Below are 17611 nucleotides of genomic sequence, written 5' to 3'. Positions count from 1 at the left end.
GCAAGAAGCCGGGGCCGCTGCGCAGCCCAGCGGGAGCAAGCTCCCTCGCCACAGGTGCGGTGTTTCGATTGGAATGATCAGTAGGTAGGTGTCAGAAAAACCTGTGGGAGCGAGCCTGCTCGCGAAGGCGGACTGCCATTCAACACGTCACTGACTGACCCACCGCTATCGCGAGCAAGCTTTGCTCCCACAGATGTCCCCACAATGGGACTGTGGTGAACACAAGCCTCATGAACACCCAAGATCATCTGTGGGGAGCCTGCTCGCGATGGCCGACTTACATTCAACACCTAACTGACTGCCCCACCGCTATCGCGAGCAAGCTCGCACACAATGGTGCAGAGCCGCCGCAAGAAGCCGGGGCCGCTGCGCAGCCCAGCGGGAGCAAGCTCCCTCGCCACAGGTGCGGTGTTTCGATTGGAATGATCAGTAGGTAGGTGCCAGAAAAACCTGTGGGAGCAGACGCCCTCGCTACAGGTGCGGTGTGTTGACCGGAGTGATCAGTAGACGGATGCCAGAAAAACCTGTGGGAGCAAAGCTTGCTCGCGATAGCGGACGGACAGTCAATACCTTGACTGACTGACCCACCGCTATCGCGAGCAAGCTTTGCTCCCACAGATCGCCCACAATGGGCTGTGGTGAACGCAAGCCTCATCACCACAAATAGGCGCGTCCTACATATTCCCGAAAGCCCTGAACACCCCGATCATGGCCGGCCCAATGGCGACCAGGAAGAAGCTCGGCCACAGGCAGAAGATCAGCGGGAAGATCAGCTTGGTGCCAATCTTGGCGCCCATCTCTTCCGCGGCCTGGGTCCGCCGGTCGCGAAACTCGTCGGCGTAGATCCGCAGGGTATCGGCCACGCTGGTGCCGAAACGGATACTTTGCGCCAGCAGGCTGACCAGGCCCTGGATATCCTCCAGGCCGGTGCGCACGGCCAGTTGCTTGAGCGCCTCGGTGCTGGTGATGCCCGCCCGGATCTGCGCATTGACCAACGCCAGTTCCTCGGCCAGTTCCACCTGGCTGACCGACATTTCCTCAGCCACCCGCTCAATCGTCGTCGGCAGGGCCAGGCCCGACTCGACGCACACCACCATCAGGTCCAGCGCATCCGGAAACGCGGCGCGCAGCCGGCCTTGGCGGGCCTGCTTGCGTTTGCCGACGTAGATCGCCGGGATCAACCAGCCAATGCCCGCCATGAGGGTCACCCCCAGCAAGCCAATGGCCAATGAAACCTTGACCATCGGCAGCAGCAACAACGCAACGCCAACCAGCAACAGCGGCAACATCAGGCGCACGGCCCAATACATCTGCACCGCCGAGGCAGACCGGTAACCGGCGTGGGTCAGCAAAGTCTGGGTGGCGGACGTATGGGCCTGGTCGGTCGAGGCAAAGCGCTGGCCGATTCGCTCCAGCAAGAGCTGCAAATTACCCGGCGCCTCCTGCCCTGCGCCGGTGCCAGCGTAACCGCGCTTGATCAGCGCCAGGCGCCGCTGCACCGGATCCTGCAAGCCCAGCACCAACAGCAGGAGCGCAACGGCCGTCAGCACCGTGCTGAGGCCAATCGCGGCGATGAACAACAGGCGGGCCAGTTCTTCGTTACCGGTGAACCGACTCAACAATCCGAGCAGAAAGTCCATGGCTGAAACCTCTCGACGCAACAGCGCTTAAACCTGGATCCGGATGATTTTTCTGATCCAGAAAATCCCGATCAACATGGCGCAGAACGCGCCGATGATCAGCTTGTGCCCTATGGGGTCATTGATCAGCACCGGCATGTAGCTGGGGCTGGTGAGCACGATGGCGATCGCCAGCACGAACGGGATCGCCACCAGCACCCAGGCCGACATGCGCCCTTCCGCCGACAGCGTCCTGATCTTGCGCTGGAACCGGAAACGCCCGCGGATCAAACGGCTCAGGCGCTCCAGCACTTCGGTCAGGTTGCCACCGGTCTCGCGGTGGATGAGGATCGAGGTCACCAGCATCATCACCGTCATGCTCGGCATCCGCTCCAGCAGGCCGAGCATGGCCCGGCGCACGTCGTTGCCGTAGTTGATGTCGGAAAAGGTCATGCCGAACTCCTGGGCGACCGGGCCCTTGTGCTCCTCGGCGACCAGACGCAGGGTTTCGTTGAACGGGTGCCCGGCGCGCAAGGCCCGGCACATGGCGTCCAGCGCATCCGGCAGACCTTCCTCGAACGCGGCGAAACGCTTGTTGCGGTCCCGCAGGATTTTCAACACCGGCACCCAGGTCACGGTAAAGGCCGCCAGCAGCGCCATCCACCAGACTGGCGAAACCATCAGCACCAAGGCCCCGGCCGCCGTCCCCAGGATCAGACCGAGCAGCATGACCCGATAAGCCCGGTATTCATGGCCGGACTGTTCGATCAGTTGCGTCAGGTTGGCCATGAATGGCAGCTGCTCCAGCCGCGCTTCCAAGGGTGACAGGCGCGTCAGGTATTTCTGCCGCAACACCGTCTGCATGTTGGGCAAGTGGTTGGCCTTCTCCAGCACATGCAGGCGCCCACGAATACGCTTGCGCATCCTGCCGGCCTCGCCGAACACCGGCACCACCACGCCCTGGGACAGCAGGAACACGGCGATGAACACCATGCCCAGGAACATCAGGATGAACTCGCTGGGGATATTGCTCATGACGTCCGGCCCTCCATCCACTCAGGGCGAAACAAGGTCAGCGGCAACTCGATGCCGCGCTTGGCCAGCACATCGCGGAAGGCCGGGATCATGCCACTGGGCCGATACTCCCCAAGCACCTCGCCATGCTCACCGATGCCCTGGCGCGCGAAGGAGAAAATTTCGGTCATGGTGATGATCTCGCCTTCCATGCCGTTGATCTCTTGCATGCTCACCACGCGGCGCTTGCCGTCTTCTTGACGCTCCAGCTGGATGACCACATCGATGGCCGAGGCAATTTGTTGACGCATGGCCTTGATCGGAAACGTCGCCCCGGTCATCGACACCATGTTCTCGATTCGCCCCAGGGCATCCCGTGCAGTGTTGGCGTGAACGGTGGTCAGCGAACCGTCGTGGCCGGTGTTCATCGCCGTGAGCATGTCCATCGCCTCGGCGCCACGCACCTCGCCGATGACAATGCGGTCCGGGCGCATGCGCAGGCTGTTGCGCACCAGTTCCCGCTGGCTCACCTCGCCACGCCCCTCAATGTTCGACGGTCGGGTTTCCAGGCGTACCACGTGGGGCTGCTGCAGTTGCAGCTCGGCCGAATCCTCGATGGTGACGATGCGCTCGTTGTGGGGGATGAAACTGGAAAGCACGTTGAGCATGGTGGTCTTGCCGCTGCCGGTCCCACCGGAAATCAGCACGTTCAACCGCCCGCGAACAATGGCCTTGAGGAGCAAGGCAATGGCCGGGGTCATAGTGCCCACCTGGATCAAGCTGTCGGTATTGAGCAGGTCCACGGCGAAGCGCCGGATCGACATGCTCGGACCGTCGATGGCCAACGGCGGAATGATCGCGTTGACCCGCGAACCGTCCTTGAGCCGAGCGTCCACCAACGGCGAGGACTCGTCGATGCGTCGCCCCAGGCTGGAGACGATGCGGTCGATGATGTTCAACAGATGCTGGTCGTCGCGAAAACGCACGTCGGTGCGTTGCAGCTTGCCGAAGCGTTCGACGTAGACCGAAGCAAAGCCGTTGACCAGGATGTCGGACACGCTATGGTCGGCCAACAGCGGTTCCAGCGGCCCAAGGCCGAGCACTTCGTCAGTGATCTGCTTGATGATCAACTGCCGGCTGGCGGTACTCACCGGCGCGGAATGTTCTTCCAGCAGGCGCTGGCAGATATCGCGAATCTGCCGCGCGGCCTCGGCTTGTTCGAGGGCATCGAGCAATGACAGGTCCATGACCTTGAGCAGTTGCTGGTAGATCTTTTCCCGCCACTCGGCTTCCACCGGCGTGACCTGGCTGCGGGTTTCATACAGCACATCCGGGATGGCCTGTTCCCAGGCCATCAAGGCGTCCGTCGGGTCCGGCAAGCTGTCGCCGGGCTGGACACCCGCCGAGGTACCAGGTTTGGCGGGCTGTTTGCGCAAGCGGTTACGAAAGTCGCTGATCATGGGTCATCCCCCGAAGAAACGGTTGAAGGCGCGTTTAAGCAGGCCCTTGTTCGTGGCCATCTGGTGACCGACCAGGTCTTCGGTCAAATCGCGCAGGGCGGCGGTGATGGCCGCCTTCGGCGCATGCAGCCCCAACGGCACGCCAGTGTTCTGACTCTGGCTGACCAGGTTGAAGTCATTGGGCAATTTCGACAGGTTCGCGCAACGCAGGGCCTCGCCGATGTCCTTGAGGCTGACGGCGGCGTTTTTGTCATAGCGGTTGATCACGATCTGCAACTGGTCCCCGCGCACACCGAGGTCTTCGCGAAGAATCCGCACCAGGGCGCTGGCATCACGCAGGTGGCTGACGCTCTGTTGCACCACCACGTACACCCGGTCCACCTGTTCCAGCACCGAGCCGGTGAGGTGATCGATCTGCCGCGGCAGGTCCACCACCACCCAGTCATAACTGGCGCGGGCCAGCTGCAACAGGGCATCGAGCTGTTCAGGCTGGGCGTCCTGGGGCAGGCACAATTCACCGGCCCGACCACCCAATACGTGCAGGGTCGGGCTGAAGTGACTGCAAAAGCCTCGCAGCGCGACGCTGTCCATCTCATCGACCTGCTGCAGCACTTCCAGGTGACTGTGGGACTGCGCCACGTCCAGGTAATGGGTCACGCTGCCAAATTGCAGGTCCATGTCCAGCAACAGGGTATTGCCTGCCCGGGCGCTGAGCTGCTGGGCCAGGTTGCAGGCCACCAAGGTGCCGCCGGAGCCGCCCTTGGCGCTGATCACCGCGACCAACTTCCCTTCGTTGCCGTTGCCGAGACGAACGTCCGCCACCAGGCGATTGAGCGCCGCCACCAGCTCCGTATCGGCGATGGGTTCGGGCAACACATCCCGGGCACCGGCCTGCATCGCCAGGCGCATGCCTTCCTGCTCGCCCAAAGGACCGCACACCAGCATCGGCGGCCGTTCATGGGCAGGACGTTGCAGCAACGCCGACAGTTCCTCTCGCCACAAATGGCTGACCCGCAGCAGCAACAGATCGGGCATGCGATCCAGCCCATAGAGCGGATCGACATGCCCATTGCTGACCAGGCGCGTGCTGACCTCAAGGCCCGGCATGCGCTGGCAGACGCATTGCAGGTCGCGCAGTGCCGTGGCATCGCGACTGCTGATCAGTATCCGCAGCCCGGCTCTGCCAGTGGTGGTTGAAAGCGGATTTTCCCTGGTGTTCAGCATGGTGTGATCTCCGCGGAATCGGAATGACGCCCAAGGCTTTCGCGTGGCAAGGTTGCCTGGAACGTCGGCAAGGTAATGGGCACGCCCAAGCCGGGAATGAACAGGTTGAACACGAAGTTCTGCACGCTCAGCCGCACATAGCGGATGGCACGAAAGCCGGTGGTGCCGGATGTGTTGGAGGGGTTCGCCACCACGGCGCCGTTGACGTCCAGGTAGGTCAGCGCCAGGTTCGAGGTCGCCAGGTTGCTGATCAACTGACTGGTGCCAGCGTCCGTCGCCGCGTTGAAGATGGCCCGGCGCAGGACCACCGGGTCGCTGACATTGCACACCGCCGCCAGCCTCGCGCCACGTCGCGCGGCTTCATCCAGGGCGTTGACCGTGAAGTACAGCCGGCCCATTTCCACCACGCCGAACAGCAGGATGAACACCAGCAAGCCGACGAAGGAGAACTCCACGATGTAGGTGCCGCCCATGTGTTTGCGATTCATCACAGCGCCCTCATGACGGTGGTCGCCACCAGTTCGATGCCCAAGACGGTGGACGCACCGAAAAAACCAGGGATCACCGTGCCGATCACCGGGGAGAAGGTGTGCTTGATGGTGACGCGCACATGATCGATGCCCTCGGTGACGACCTCCACGTCGGCCGTGGTCAACCCGGACACCACGGCGTCGCCGGCAGCGCTGGGCACGCCATACACCGCCACGTTTTTCGTCTGGGTCAGCAACGTGTTGTTCAGCGTGATGCCGCCCAGGGTGGTGTTCCACGCCTGGCTGGCGACGAAGCGATCGGCATCGCGGCTGGCCTGCAACAGCACGTTGTACTGGTAGAGCATCCGGCCGAACTCGCCGAAGGCCAGCAGCAGCAACAGCAGCAACGGCAGCACCAGGGTGAACTCCACCAGCGCCACGCCTTGTTGGGCTCTTGCGGGTTTGAAATGAGAAAGTCCCATGACGCCTCCTACGAGTCGGTGCTCGGCGTGCCGCTGCCGTTGAGATAGGTTTTGTAGAGCTGGATGATCTGTGGGCCGGAGTCGGAAGATGGCGTCGGGCCGGGCACGTTGTCGCCCTCGCACTCCTGGACGAACTGGCCGAAGATGATCGACTCCGAACCACCACCGTTCACCGGTTGCAGGACGAAATAGCAGCCAAACCCCAGGACCGGAATCGACGTCGAGCCGCTCAGTTTCCCGGCGCAATCGCCAATCACGATCTTCAACATCCGGCGCTCGAAGACCCCGTTGCTTTCACAGCCGCTGGCGCCCCCGGCCACACAGGCGGCGACCTGGGCCCGCCAGTCGTTGTAGTCCTGTATCGCCTCGCCGCCCGCCGAGAGATCGCCGTTGCTCGAGGTGATCGCCTGGCCTTTGTATTCCGGCCGGGGGACCGAATCGTTGTAGGTGATCGCCGGGCTGCCTGAAGACGTGACCAGGTCCGGTGGATAATCCGAAGAACTGACCGGGCCGTTATAGACACCGAAACGGGTGTTCAAGCCTTGGGAAGTCGGGCCGGCTTTATTGCCCGGCGCCGTCTGGACGTTGTCGCCAACGCTGCGGCAGACCGAGCCCCCGCCGGCCAGGTCCTCGCGGACCGCACTGCCGCCGGAGCCGAAATCCAGCAATTGGAAGTTGCCCGGGCCGATGGGCGAGGTGTTCCCCGCCGCCGTCTTCAAGACTTCCAGATCGCCAAATTGATACCCCCAGAAGTTGCCGGCGGCCGGGTTGTACTCAGTGGGCTCGCCACAGACCATCAACGGCGCCAGGTCACACGGCGAGGTGGGGCTGGGACCCGCCGTGGCAATCGCCGCCACGCGCTTGTTGCCGAGCCCGGCGCTGCCCATGGTTTGCACGAAGCTCCAGAAAAAACCGTCCAATTGATAGCTGGCCACCGACACCCGCACGTATTTGGCATCGCTAGGCCCAGGGTAGGAGAACGGGCCATAGACGCTGCTGGCCAGTTCCACCACGGCGAACGCGCCCGGGTTGCCGGCAACCGCGGTGGCCAGCTCGGTGTTGCCCACGGCGCTGGCATTTCTGTTCAGCGTATCCAGGGCAGCCGCGCGGGTGGTGCTGGCCATGTTGATGCCGCCACTCACCTGGCTCAGGGTCTTGGCGCCGCCCAAGGCCGCGGCATCCACCGCATTTTGCAGGCGCGTCTTGTTCAGCAGCATGTGCCCGCCATCGAGGGCCAAGGCCGCCATCATGGAAATCGCCACCAACGCGATCACCATCAGTACACTCACCGCCCCTCCCTGGCGCCGGATATTGGCATTCATCATCGAGCCCTCATCTACAACGTTGAGGATCGGCATCGCCACGGCCCGCAAAGGCCTGGCATGGAGGGGTCACTCAGCGGACATTGATCACGCTGCTTTCAACCCCGCGGATCAGCGTGACAGCCCCGCCTTGCGGCTTGGCACTGCGCTGCACCACTGGTTTGGGCACCGGTGCGGCTGCCATGGCGATGACCGGCGCAGGGGCTGGCGGCGCAACGGCCACGGCCTTTTTTTCCAGGTTCAACGGGTTGCGCAAGGCCAGCTGCAGCTTGCCTTCGGTCTGCGCGGTGACCAGCGCTTCGGCTTCGGTGGCGGACATTTCCAGGGTCACGGCCCGCACCACCACTGGCTGGGTCTTGTCGGTGCCCGCCGTCTGGTCCACCGCCAGCACCCGCAGGTTTTCCAGGATGGTCCGGGACGTGGCGCTGTTGCTGCCGGCGCTGGTGGTCTTGGTCGCCAAGACATCGACCCGGTTGCCCGGCAAGAGGAAGCCCCCCACGCCAACCACATCGTCCACACGTACCGAAATGGCGCGTTTGTCCGGTGCGATCAGCGAAGCCAGGGTGCTGCCGCCCAGGTGCTCGCTCAGGCGCGCGCCCCGCACAATGTCGCCGCGCAGGATGTCGAAGGTGGCGATCTTGCCCACGGCCTGTTCGCTGGCATCGAAGGCATCGTCCGGGATCGTGTCCATGGGCATGCGCACGGTCGTGACCTGCTGGGCCTCGACCATTTGCCCGAAGGGAATTTCCACCGTCGCGACCACCACGCTTCGCAGGTGATCATCGGGGGTCGCGTTGAGTCGCGCGCTCAGCCAGGAGTCAGCCATCCATGCGGCACCAAGGCCCATTACCAGGGAAACGCCTATCAGCGGAAGCGTACGAGAGCTCATGTCGGTATCTCCAGATCAAAGGAAGTCGAGCTGAACGAAGTAGTTGTGCCAGGCCCAATCCAGCTCTTGCGGCGACAGGGGCCCGGAACCGCCCAGATAACGCTGGCGGTCGAGCGCCATGTTCAACAGGTCACGGGGATGGCAAGGCACCAGCGGCATGCCTTCGCCGCCATACAACCGCTGCAGGACATAACGCACCAACAACGGGTCATAGGGGATGCCCAGGCGTTCGCATTCCTGGCGCCAGATGCGTTCGTACTCCTCGGGCTTGAGGTAGCCGAACTGGACCTTGTAGCCAATGCGCCGCAGGAAGGCCTCGTCGGCCAATTCGAGGGGATTGAGGTTGGTGGAAAACACCAGCACCAGGTCGAACGGCAACTCGCAATGCCGACCGCCGCCCAGGTTGATGAAGTCGCGCTTCTCCTCCATGGGCACGATCCAGCGATTGAGCAATTCGGCCGGGGCCATGCGCTGGCGACCCATGTCGTCAATGATGAACAGGCCGTTGCTGGCCTTGAGCTGCAACGCCGCCTGGTATTGCCGGGTGAACGGGTCGTAGCGCACGTCCAACTGCTCCATGCTCAACTCGCCGCCGGTGATGACGATCGGGCGTTTGCAGCACAGCAGCCGGCGGTCAATGCCTTCGTTGAGCATCAGGTTGTTGGTTTGGCTGTTGTCATCCAGGCGCTGGTGCACCTGTGGGTCGTAGATTTCGATCACCGACTCGTTGATGACAATCGCGTGGGGCACCCAGATGGCTTCGGCGAACAACCGGATCAGCCGGCTGCTGACGTAGGTTTTGCCGGTGCCCGCCGGGCCGTAGATCATGATCGCCCGCCCGGAATTCAGGGCGACGCCCAACTGGTCGAGCATGCCCTGGCTCAGTACCATCCCCGCCAAGGCCTGGTTCATGTCCTTGGCGGTGATGCGGCCGTGGTGAATGGTCTGGATCTTGATCAGCGAGCGATAGGTGCTCACCGGAAACGGCGCCGCGCCGATGTAGCCACTGCGGGCCAGGGCATCACGGGCGGAGCTGCGGCCGCGCTCGGTCAGGCCATAACGCAACGTCTGCCCGCCGGTCTGGCCCAACTGACCCAGCACTTCGACGCGACCGTCCTTGCGCAGGAACGCCAGGACTTCTTCCAGCACCGCGCCGGTCAGGGCCAGGCGCTCCACCAGCCGCGACATGTCCAGCACACCAGCGTCGTGCAGGTGCTTGCACACCAGCTCACCGAGGAAACTGTCGCTCAGGCCGGTGTCGCGAATGGTGCATGGCTGGGGTGCCAGGCGTTGCACCGCTTCCCGTTCGCTGGGGTAGGCATCGCTATCGTTGATGACGTGCATGACTAGACTCCCCAGCCGCCGGCAACCAGTTGCCAGTAGACGCTGTTCAAAGTACCGATCAGGATCGCAATCGAATAAGGAAAGGGTTTGCCGGCCACTTCATCCGACGTCGGAGCCAGGTAGGACTGGGCTCGCACCATCAACCAGTAGCGTCCCAGGGTCTGGAGCAGTTGGCCGCGGGCCAGGACGATCAGGAAACCGCATACACCGCCGGCGATCAGGCTGAACAGCGCCGCCCACAGTGCGTAATGAAAAGGCAGGAAGCTGCCGACCATGGTCATCAGCTTGACGTCGCCGGCGGCCATGCCACCCACTGCGTACATGGGCAGGAACAACCCGAAACAGATCAGCATGCCCAGCAGGCTGTCGCCCAGGCCACCGATCCCGCCGGTATAGACCTGGCCAGCCAAGCCCAGGGCAATACCCACCAGAACCAGCGTGTTGGGGATGCGATGGCGACGCAGGTCGCTCACCACCGCCACACCCAGCAATCCCAGCAGCAATACCGTCGACACCAGCAGTTCCATGGACATGATGCGTCTCCCTAGGGGGTGGTTATCGTTAGCAGGCGACGTTGCCATTGGCGGCTTGGCACAGCGCCCGGATCTTGGTATCCACGACGCCGCCCAGGAGGACGAATGCCGCGGCGACCAACACCGTGATCAAGCCACCCGCCACCGCGTATTCAACGATGGTCAGGCCGTCTTCATCTTTGGCGAACTTGCGGATCGAAGTTCTGATTGTCTGGAGAGTCATTTCGTATACCTCACGCTGATAAGAAGTCACGGCTACGAAGTTGATGGGAGGGGACAGCGTGAAGTCCATTTGATTGAAGCGTTGTACTCACTGCAAAAGAGTCGCAAGCGTTATTCCTTGAGCGTTACCGTGTCCCCAGGCAATGACTGGCTTACGCGCAGGCAACGTTGCCGTTGACCGCCTGGCACAGTGCACGGATCTTGGTATTCACCGCACCGCCCAGAAGCACAAACGCGGCGGCCACCAATACGGTGATCAACCCACCGGCCACGGCGTATTCCACAATGGTCAGGCCATCTTCATCTTTGGCGAACTTCACTACCGAAGCCTTGATTGTTTGAAGAGTCATTTCGCACACCTCATTGGGGTTGTTTTCTCAAGAGGCAGTACATTGCGAACTGCCTGATGCAACCCTAGTCAGCGGGTGGTCATTGCCGTTAGGAGGATTTTGCATATCGCTAGGATTTTTTTGCGCGGGGTGGGAAAGAGGCCGGCGCGGGGAATTCGCCCCTGCGACAGCCCCGGGCAGGCGTCCCGCGAGGGGATGACGGGAAGAAATAGGATTTTTATAAAAAATAATTCGGCGAAGTGATAGCACAGTGACAATACTGCTAGCTAAAGGGCAGAAAGAACCTGTGAGTAGTCGTCCTATGGCACCCAATCCGACTGGAAAGCCAAAGCTGTTATGGTTCGATCTGACCCATGATCGGTCCACTCAGGAGCTCGTCTCCCAGTTCCGGGACACCTGCGACTGCACGCTGGCAAAAAACGCCATGCTGCCCAGCGCGGAACAGGTGGACATGATCTGCATCCATTTCGACCGCCCGGACACGCCGGGCCTGCGACGCTTGCTTGAGATCAAGCGGACCGTGCCCGGCACCCCCATCACCATGTTCACCGTGCAGCACTCCGAGGAACTGGCGGTGTGGGCGATGCGCTCCAGCGTCTGGGAATACATGGTGCTGCCCTTGTCCGTCGCCGAGCGAAAGCGCTACCTCACCGCCGTGGCCCAGCTGTGTGAGCTGCGCCGCAATACCGGTGGCCGGGGAAGAACCTCGCAGATCGACCACTCCCCGACCCTGCCGGACAGCATTCGCCTGACTTCAGGGCACCAGAAGCACCAGGCCCTCAGCCACATCATGCTGTACATCGACCAGCACTTTCGTGAGAGCATCGATCAGCGCGACCTGGCCAAGCGCTGTGGCATGACGACGTTTCGCTTCAGCCGGGTGTTCAAGGAAGCCAATGGGCTCGGCTTCACCGACTACGTACTGAACAAACGCATGAGCTTCGCCAAGGAACTGCTCGACAACAGCCAGATGCCCATCACCAGCATCGGCTATGAGGCCGGCTTCAAGGACCCGTCCTACTTTGCCCGCGCCTTCAAGCAATACGCCAGTTGCACGCCCAGCGAGTACCGTCTCGCGTACCAGATGCGCAGCGCGAGTCCTGCACCGGAGCCTGCGGATGAGGCGGCCCTGGAAGCGATTGAAAACCTGGTGCACAGCCTTGAGGGTTGATATTCAGACTCATGGCGCGAGCTTTCTTCTCTCGATTGGAATGGACAGCACGATGCTGGTCCGCGTCTCTCCGTACGCGTTGATTTTCGCGATGATGTCCTCGATCTCAGCCATGGACCTGGCGTAGATCCGAATCAGATAGGAGTCATTCCCCGTGATGTGCAGGCACTCGACGACCTCGGGTATGTCGGTGAGCGTCGCGATCAATTTGGCTTTTGCCGGCTTGAGGGTGGTAATGCCGACGACGGCCGATATGCCGTAGCCCAGTTTGGTAGGATCCAACTGAGCGCAATAGCCCTTGATGACCCCGGAGTCTTCAAGTTTGCGCAACCTGTCATTGGTGGCAGGAATAGAAAGACCCGCGTGCTTGGAAAGCTCTGTGATGGAGATGCGACCACAGTCCTGTACCTTACCCAGGATTTTGACGTCTATACGATCCATGTGCGTTTTCCCCGGTTAAAAGTATAAATTTTAATGAAAAGCCTGCGTTTTTCATTAAAAAAAGCATGCACCAAAATAAAGCATGGCGCTAGTCTATTTCCAGCCTGAAAAACCTGAAAAAGAATCCGGGTAATCAATAGCCCTGCTCTTTAGCGTGACGCACTCATAATAAAATATTCTCTCCAGGGATGGTGTTCGCATGGAAGATGAAAAGAAAAAGTGTGGAAAAAAGCCTCACCCGTTGATTCAGCATATTGGCACGCAAGTCCTAAATCTCCGCCACTTCAAGAAAGACCAGATACTGATGTACCTGATGGGCGTCAGCTTCTTTTCGCTGGGTGCCAAGTGCTTCATCATCAGTCAACTGGGTACCGATCCTCTAGACGTCTTGATCATCTCGATCGATAAAATGCTTATGCTCGGCATGGGTGTTTGTTCGGCTATCGTGTCGCTGTTCTTCCTGACCTGGTGGATGCTCTGGAACAAAAAATACCCGCCGATAAGCCCCTTCATTACCACGACGCTGACCGGACTGCTGATTGATCTCTGGTCGTGGCTGGGGCTCGGAGAGTATTTGATCGTCAGAATGAATGAGTACGCGTTATTGGCCTCGGGGCTGATGTTATGTGCCTATTCATCCGCATTGATCATCATGAGCGGTATTGGCATCAGGATCATGGATCTTGTGGTATTGACCATGGTATCCAAATGGAACTGGTCATTCACCAAAGCCAAAATGATCATTGAAATCGGCATCTTTTCCAGCGGTTGGCTTTTAGGCGGGCCGTTCGGTATAGGTACGATTGCATTCCTGCTGGTAATTGGCCCGCTTATTCAACCGTTCATGAACATGAATGCCAAGCGCTTTGCACTTAAGAACTATGGATTGATGAGCGCTTCATCCGCTTACTAATAAGAAACATGACTGCCCTCTAGGGCGGCAGGATGGCTTCGCCTCGACTTTTTAAACCGATGCTATTGATGGCAACTTCCGTGATGAGGAGTGAAAGATGGACACTACAAAAAATAAAAACTGGACCTTGGAAAGCAGCCCGGCAAAACTCGAAGAAATACTCCCCGGGGGAGCCGTGAAGTGTCATCTTTCCCCACGCAACTGTGTCATTCAGGAAGGCAAGGTAGGGTTCTGCAAGGTGCGCGGAAACCGTGGGGGCAGGCTCGTTACATTGAACTATGGCAAGGGCGTCCACAGCACCGAAGAAACAATCGAAACCGAAGCCGTTTTCCACTTTGCCCCCGGTGAGCGGATCCTGTCCCTGGGCAATATCGGCTGCATGCTCAACTGTGGTTACTGTCACAACTGGAAGACGTCGCAGGCCAAGTACGTCACCGACAAGGACGTTTACTACTACACCCCCGAGCAGGTGGTGGAGACCGCGCTCAAACACGGCATACGCGTCATTTCCTGGACCTATAACGATCCGGTTGTCTGGCATGAATTCATCCTCGACACGGCAAAGCTGGCCAAGGAAGCGGGCCTGATCAACCTCTATAAATCGGCGTTTTTCATCAGTGAAGAAGCCATCGATGAATTACTGCCAGTCATCGATATTTTCTCGATTTCGCTGAAATCCATCTCTCCGGAGTACTACCGCAAGGTCACCACGGGCTGGGTAGAGCCCGTCCTGGCCGGTATCAAGAAAGTCTATGACGCTGGCAAATATGTCGAAGTCAGCACCTTGATGGTGACCGACATCAGCGACGACGAGGAAACGGCCCGGAAAATCAGCCAGTGGGTATTGGATGAACTGGGTCCGAACGTACCGCTGCACTTCGTCCGGTTTCACCCCGACTACAAAATGAGCAACAGCATCCGTACACCGGTGGACAGGCTGCTGAAGGCTCGGGACGTCGCTCGGAGCATGGGCGTCGAGCACGTCTACCTGGGGAACGTGAATGATGTCGAAGGGACCAATACCAGTTGCAACCACTGCAACGCCCTGCTCGTCACCCGGTATGGCTTGAACGCGGACATCATCGGACTGGACAGCAAGGGGTGCTGCTCCCAATGCGGGCATGATGCGCACTTCAAATTACTCGGCGAGCACCAGGCCTACGCCCCTGTCGAGCTGTGCGAGGACGCGCTGAGCGCTTATGAGAAGCGCAAGTTCGAATGGCACGGAGACATTGTGTCGCTGCACGCCCAAGTGCTGAATACCGAGGGCTTCGAACAGACTGTCTACCTGCGACGCAACTATACGGACGGGCATAACAGCGAGTGGAAATCGCTGACTTTGCGGGCCCATGAAAGCTATCGATTCATCATTGCCAAGGCACGCATCGATGAAACAGGCCCTGAGGTCTGGCTCCCCAACGGCGTGAACTCGAACCTTCATGAAGTCTTCGACCGGGCTCACTTCCCGACTGAGTCGATTGAAGAGATCGGCATCTCGCAAAATGACATCACCCCGACCGTTGGTTACGAGGGCAAGCAGAACATGTATGAACAGGTCATCAAACTGGTCAGCCAAGCATGAAAGTGTCGACTGAAATACTTCATATCAAGGTGGATGACCGGGACGCTCACCCTTCGGTAACACCTATTTATCAGTGCAGCGCGTTCAACGCGGACTCGGCCTTCTTCTACTCAAGGAAAGCCAACCCCAATGTGACTGAATTGGAACAGGTCGTCGCGTCCCTGGAGGGCAGCGAATATGCCTTGGCCTACAGCACCGGGATGAGCGCGATCTATATGGTGTTGGAACTGTTGAAACCGGGGGCTTCACTGGTCATCAACAAATACATTTATGGCTGCTCTTATAAATTGTTCCAGCGCTATGCGGCACGTATCGGCGCGCACCTGACGATTCTGGATCTCACCACGGCCGAGGGTTTGAAGGCCTTGCCGGCGAACGTCGACATGGTGATATTCGAAACACCGACCAACCCGTTCCTGAAAGACATTGATATCCATGCCGTCAGCAGGGCCGTCAAGCAAAACAACCCGCAGGCCCTGGTGGTCGTTGACAATACCTGGGCCACGCCGATATTCCAGAAGCCGTTGATCTTTGGCGCCGACATTTCCCTGTACAGCGCAACCAAATACTTCTCCGGACACAGTGATGTCATGGGCGGCCTGGTGCTGGTCAACAATGAGACGATCTATAACCGCCTCCTTGAGGGCCGCTTTTATTCAGGCACGATACTGACCCCCAATAGCGCCTGGTTGCTGCGCAGGAGCATGCAGACGTTCAACCTGCGCATGGAAAAACACAGCCAGACGACCGCAAGCATGCTCAATTATCTGCGTGAGTTGCCTTTTATCGAGCATGTCTATTACCCACGCATCGATGGCAAGCAATTGACCGGTTATGGCGGCATTGTGTTTGTTGATATTCGGCCGGACCTGGTGCCCTTTTACAAAACGTTCACCAGCGCGCTCAAATGGTTTGGCACGGGCACTGGAATGGCCTGCGTCACGTCAATGGTCGCCCAGCCCTTCAGTGGCAGCCATGCCTCGATGACGGATCAGGAAAAAGCCGACATGGGCATTGAGAAGGGCCTGGTTCGATTGTGCTTTGGCCTGGAGGATCTCGACGATCTCAAGGAGGATCTGCTCCAGGCATTCGAAACCATGGAAAGCAAGGTCGATCAGAAAGATCCTGCGTAGCGGTGTCATCACGAGCAACGAGCCTTCAATGGCTCGTTGCTTTTTTATGGAGCAAAGAAAGTGACCGGCGCATTCGAAAACACGATATTCGACGACCCCATCCTGAACGTTATCCACCTTCTAAATTCCATCGCTCAAGAACCCCCCCAGGCCATTTCACTGGCTTCCGGTCGACCCGATGATCAGCAGTGCGACCCGGCGCTCATCGACAAGGGCCTGGCCCACTACAAACATCATGTCGCCGGCACCGAGCAATCGCTGGCGACGCTGCTTTGCCAATATGGAAAAACCTCTGGGATCATCAATGAAACGATCGTCACCTATTTGCAGGTGGATGAAGGGATAACCGTCTCCAATCCTGAAAGCATCGTGGTGTGCCTGGGTTTTCAGGAAGCCTGCACCTTGACGCTCCTGTCCATCTTTGAAGGCGGTGGGGTGTTGTTGGTGCCTGACCCGGTGTTTTCCGGGATCACCGGCATCGCAAAACTGCTGGGCATAAAGATCGTCCCAGTCCCCATGGCGGCTTTTCTCGACCCGATCGCCCTGCGCAAGATCGTTGAAGCACTTGAATCCAGAGGAGAAAAAATCAAAGCACTTTATGCCGTTCCAGACTTCAGCAATCCGACCGCCGACAGCCTTTCCTATCACGCCAGGACAGCCATGCTTGCCTTGGCCAGGGAAAAGGACTTTTTCATCCTTGAAGACACGGCCTACCGCTACTTCAGGTACGAAGGCGCTGCCATTGCATCCATGAAGTCCATCGACAGCAGTCGGGTGTTCTTGCTCGGTTCTTTTGCCAAATCGATTTTTCCGGGCTTGCGCATGGGTTATGTGGTCGCTCCGCAGGGCCCAGGCGTCATGTCGTTCAACACAAGGTTGTGCAAGGCCAAAAGCCTGATCACCGTTAACACTCCAGCCCTGTGCCAAGCGGTCGTCGCCGGCGTGCTGATCGAGAACGACTACTCGCTGAAGGGGCTGAACCGGCCCAGGGTGTTGTCCTATACGAACAAAAGGAACCACATGCTTGAATGCCTTGAACGTGAATTTCCGCTCAAGGCCGGCGTTCAAAGATCGGTCAGTTGGAATCACCCGACAGGCGGCTTCTTTATCAACGTGCAGCTGCCTTTCGTCTTTGGCGAAGCTGAAATGCGCGAATGCGCCAAGCAGTTCAAAGTGATCGTCTTCCCGACCACTTTATTTTCGCTGACGAATGAGGCGGCTAACCAAGTCAGGCTTTCATTCAGCAATGCCACCGCCTCAGACGTCACCCAGGCCATAAGTCGATTCAGGGCGTATGTTGAGTCCAGGCGGCAGTAGGACCAATGCCGATCAGTTAAGCGAAATAAAGCCAGGCAGTAACCCTGTGGCGAGGGAGCTTGCTCCCGCTGGGCCGGTCCGACGCCTCGGGCGTAGCAGCCCCAAAAACAGGGCCGCTTCGCGAC

18 protein-coding genes are annotated in these 17611 nt (G+C 59.5%); 5 read left to right on the top strand and 13 right to left on the bottom strand.

Annotated elements, in window-relative coordinates; all coding sequences use genetic code 11:
• Window positions 1-674: 674 nt before the first annotated feature.
• From HU767_RS27315 to HU767_RS27260, 12 genes are all read right to left on the bottom strand, one after another.
• Window positions 675-1640, bottom strand: coding sequence for a type II secretion system F family protein (locus HU767_RS27315; RefSeq protein WP_186707168.1), 966 nt, complete (start codon window positions 1638-1640; stop codon window positions 675-677).
• Between the two features lie 27 nt (window positions 1641-1667).
• The gene (locus tag HU767_RS27310) at window positions 1668-2654 is read right to left on the bottom strand and encodes a type II secretion system F family protein (RefSeq protein WP_186730974.1); all 987 of its coding nucleotides are present in this window, start codon (window positions 2652-2654) and stop codon (window positions 1668-1670) included.
• Window positions 2651-4093, bottom strand: coding sequence for a CpaF family protein (locus HU767_RS27305; protein ID WP_186730973.1), 1443 nt, complete (start codon window positions 4091-4093; stop codon window positions 2651-2653). Before HU767_RS27305 ends, HU767_RS27310 begins: the two co-directional genes overlap by 4 nt.
• A 3-nt stretch (window positions 4094-4096) precedes the next feature.
• Window positions 4097-5317, bottom strand: a complete 1221-nt coding sequence (locus tag HU767_RS27300) for an AAA family ATPase (protein ID WP_186707165.1) — start codon at window positions 5315-5317, stop codon at window positions 4097-4099.
• Window positions 5311-5805, bottom strand: coding sequence for a TadE family protein (locus HU767_RS27295; RefSeq protein WP_186707164.1), 495 nt, complete (start codon window positions 5803-5805; stop codon window positions 5311-5313). The genes HU767_RS27300 and HU767_RS27295 overlap by 7 nt, the downstream gene beginning before the upstream one ends.
• Window positions 5805-6269, bottom strand: coding sequence for a TadE/TadG family type IV pilus assembly protein (locus HU767_RS27290; protein ID WP_186707163.1), 465 nt, complete (start codon window positions 6267-6269; stop codon window positions 5805-5807). Before HU767_RS27290 ends, HU767_RS27295 begins: the two co-directional genes overlap by 1 nt.
• A gap of 8 nt (window positions 6270-6277) precedes the next feature.
• A complete protein-coding gene (locus tag HU767_RS27285) occupies window positions 6278-7594 on the bottom strand; it encodes a TadE/TadG family type IV pilus assembly protein (protein WP_186730972.1) in 1317 nt (438 codons plus the stop codon).
• Window positions 7595-7664: 70 nt separating this feature from the next.
• Window positions 7665-8480 (bottom strand): Flp pilus assembly protein CpaB, encoded by an 816-nt coding sequence (gene cpaB / locus HU767_RS27280; protein WP_186730971.1) that lies wholly within the window; start codon window positions 8478-8480, stop codon window positions 7665-7667.
• A 15-nt stretch (window positions 8481-8495) separates the two neighbouring features.
• Complete coding sequence (locus HU767_RS27275; RefSeq protein ID WP_186730970.1) at window positions 8496-9824, bottom strand: AAA family ATPase; 1329 nt, start codon at window positions 9822-9824, stop codon at window positions 8496-8498.
• Window positions 9825-9826: 2 nt separating this feature from the next.
• The gene (locus HU767_RS27270) at window positions 9827-10357 is read right to left on the bottom strand and encodes a prepilin peptidase (RefSeq protein ID WP_186707159.1); all 531 of its coding nucleotides are present in this window, start codon (window positions 10355-10357) and stop codon (window positions 9827-9829) included.
• A 28-nt stretch (window positions 10358-10385) separates the two neighbouring features.
• Window positions 10386-10580 carry a Flp family type IVb pilin gene (locus HU767_RS27265; RefSeq protein WP_186707158.1) on the bottom strand — a complete coding sequence of 65 codons (195 nt, stop codon included), beginning with the start codon at window positions 10578-10580 and terminating at the stop codon, window positions 10386-10388.
• A 151-nt stretch (window positions 10581-10731) separates the two neighbouring features.
• A complete protein-coding gene (locus HU767_RS27260; RefSeq protein WP_186707157.1) occupies window positions 10732-10929 on the bottom strand; it encodes a Flp family type IVb pilin in 198 nt (65 codons plus the stop codon).
• A gap of 301 nt (window positions 10930-11230) precedes the next feature.
• On the opposite strand from HU767_RS27260, the gene HU767_RS27255 reads away from it, so the two are divergent.
• Window positions 11231-12100, top strand: a complete 870-nt coding sequence (locus HU767_RS27255) for a DNA-binding response regulator (RefSeq protein ID WP_186707156.1) — start codon at window positions 11231-11233, stop codon at window positions 12098-12100.
• 9 nt (window positions 12101-12109) lie between these two features.
• On the opposite strand, the gene HU767_RS27250 is transcribed toward HU767_RS27255, so the two are convergent.
• On the bottom strand, window positions 12110-12541 hold the full coding sequence (locus HU767_RS27250) for an Lrp/AsnC family transcriptional regulator (RefSeq protein WP_060741195.1): 432 nt from the start codon (window positions 12539-12541) through the stop codon (window positions 12110-12112).
• A 199-nt stretch (window positions 12542-12740) separates the two neighbouring features.
• On the opposite strand from HU767_RS27250, the gene HU767_RS27245 reads away from it, so the two are divergent.
• The 4 genes from HU767_RS27245 to HU767_RS27230 all read left to right on the top strand — a co-directional run bounded on the left by HU767_RS27245 (window position 12741) and on the right by HU767_RS27230 (window position 17486).
• On the top strand, window positions 12741-13454 hold the full coding sequence (locus HU767_RS27245) for a hypothetical protein (RefSeq protein WP_186707155.1): 714 nt from the start codon (window positions 12741-12743) through the stop codon (window positions 13452-13454).
• A gap of 97 nt (window positions 13455-13551) precedes the next feature.
• Window positions 13552-15036, top strand: a complete 1485-nt coding sequence (gene amrS, locus HU767_RS27240) for an AmmeMemoRadiSam system radical SAM enzyme (protein ID WP_186730969.1) — start codon at window positions 13552-13554, stop codon at window positions 15034-15036.
• A complete protein-coding gene (locus HU767_RS27235; protein ID WP_186730968.1) occupies window positions 15033-16169 on the top strand; it encodes a PLP-dependent aspartate aminotransferase family protein in 1137 nt (378 codons plus the stop codon). Before amrS ends, HU767_RS27235 begins: the two co-directional genes overlap by 4 nt.
• Before the next feature lie 60 nt (window positions 16170-16229).
• The gene (locus HU767_RS27230) at window positions 16230-17486 is read left to right on the top strand and encodes an aminotransferase class I/II-fold pyridoxal phosphate-dependent enzyme (RefSeq protein ID WP_186730967.1); all 1257 of its coding nucleotides are present in this window, start codon (window positions 16230-16232) and stop codon (window positions 17484-17486) included.
• Window positions 17487-17611 lie beyond the last annotated feature (125 nt).

The organism is Pseudomonas sp. SWRI179, assembly GCF_014268705.1.
Lineage (GTDB): Bacteria > Pseudomonadota > Gammaproteobacteria > Pseudomonadales > Pseudomonadaceae > Aquipseudomonas > Aquipseudomonas zanjanensis.
Note: the sequence above shows the minus strand (reverse complement) of the source record. Positions and strands in the feature narration are given on the sequence as shown.

Coding starts and splice junctions, on each gene's coding strand:
- HU767_RS27315 (WP_186707168.1), bottom strand. CDS start 1,640: ATGGACTTTCTGCTCGGATTGTTGAGTCGGTTCACCGGTAACGAAGAA.
- HU767_RS27310 (WP_186730974.1), bottom strand. CDS start 2,654: ATGAGCAATATCCCCAGCGAGTTCATCCTGATGTTCCTGGGCATGGTG.
- HU767_RS27305 (WP_186730973.1), bottom strand. CDS start 4,093: ATGATCAGCGACTTTCGTAACCGCTTGCGCAAACAGCCCGCCAAACCT.
- HU767_RS27300 (WP_186707165.1), bottom strand. CDS start 5,317: ATGCTGAACACCAGGGAAAATCCGCTTTCAACCACCACTGGCAGAGCC.
- HU767_RS27295 (WP_186707164.1), bottom strand. CDS start 5,805: ATGAATCGCAAACACATGGGCGGCACCTACATCGTGGAGTTCTCCTTC.
- HU767_RS27290 (WP_186707163.1), bottom strand. CDS start 6,269: ATGGGACTTTCTCATTTCAAACCCGCAAGAGCCCAACAAGGCGTGGCG.
- HU767_RS27285 (WP_186730972.1), bottom strand. CDS start 7,594: ATGATGAATGCCAATATCCGGCGCCAGGGAGGGGCGGTGAGTGTACTG.
- cpaB (WP_186730971.1), bottom strand. CDS start 8,480: ATGAGCTCTCGTACGCTTCCGCTGATAGGCGTTTCCCTGGTAATGGGC.
- HU767_RS27275 (WP_186730970.1), bottom strand. CDS start 9,824: ATGCACGTCATCAACGATAGCGATGCCTACCCCAGCGAACGGGAAGCG.
- HU767_RS27270 (WP_186707159.1), bottom strand. CDS start 10,357: ATGTCCATGGAACTGCTGGTGTCGACGGTATTGCTGCTGGGATTGCTG.
- HU767_RS27265 (WP_186707158.1), bottom strand. CDS start 10,580: ATGACTCTCCAGACAATCAGAACTTCGATCCGCAAGTTCGCCAAAGAT.
- HU767_RS27260 (WP_186707157.1), bottom strand. CDS start 10,929: ATGACTCTTCAAACAATCAAGGCTTCGGTAGTGAAGTTCGCCAAAGAT.
- HU767_RS27255 (WP_186707156.1), top strand. CDS start 11,231: ATGGCACCCAATCCGACTGGAAAGCCAAAGCTGTTATGGTTCGATCTG.
- HU767_RS27250 (WP_060741195.1), bottom strand. CDS start 12,541: ATGGATCGTATAGACGTCAAAATCCTGGGTAAGGTACAGGACTGTGGT.
- HU767_RS27245 (WP_186707155.1), top strand. CDS start 12,741: ATGGAAGATGAAAAGAAAAAGTGTGGAAAAAAGCCTCACCCGTTGATT.
- amrS (WP_186730969.1), top strand. CDS start 13,552: ATGGACACTACAAAAAATAAAAACTGGACCTTGGAAAGCAGCCCGGCA.
- HU767_RS27235 (WP_186730968.1), top strand. CDS start 15,033: ATGAAAGTGTCGACTGAAATACTTCATATCAAGGTGGATGACCGGGAC.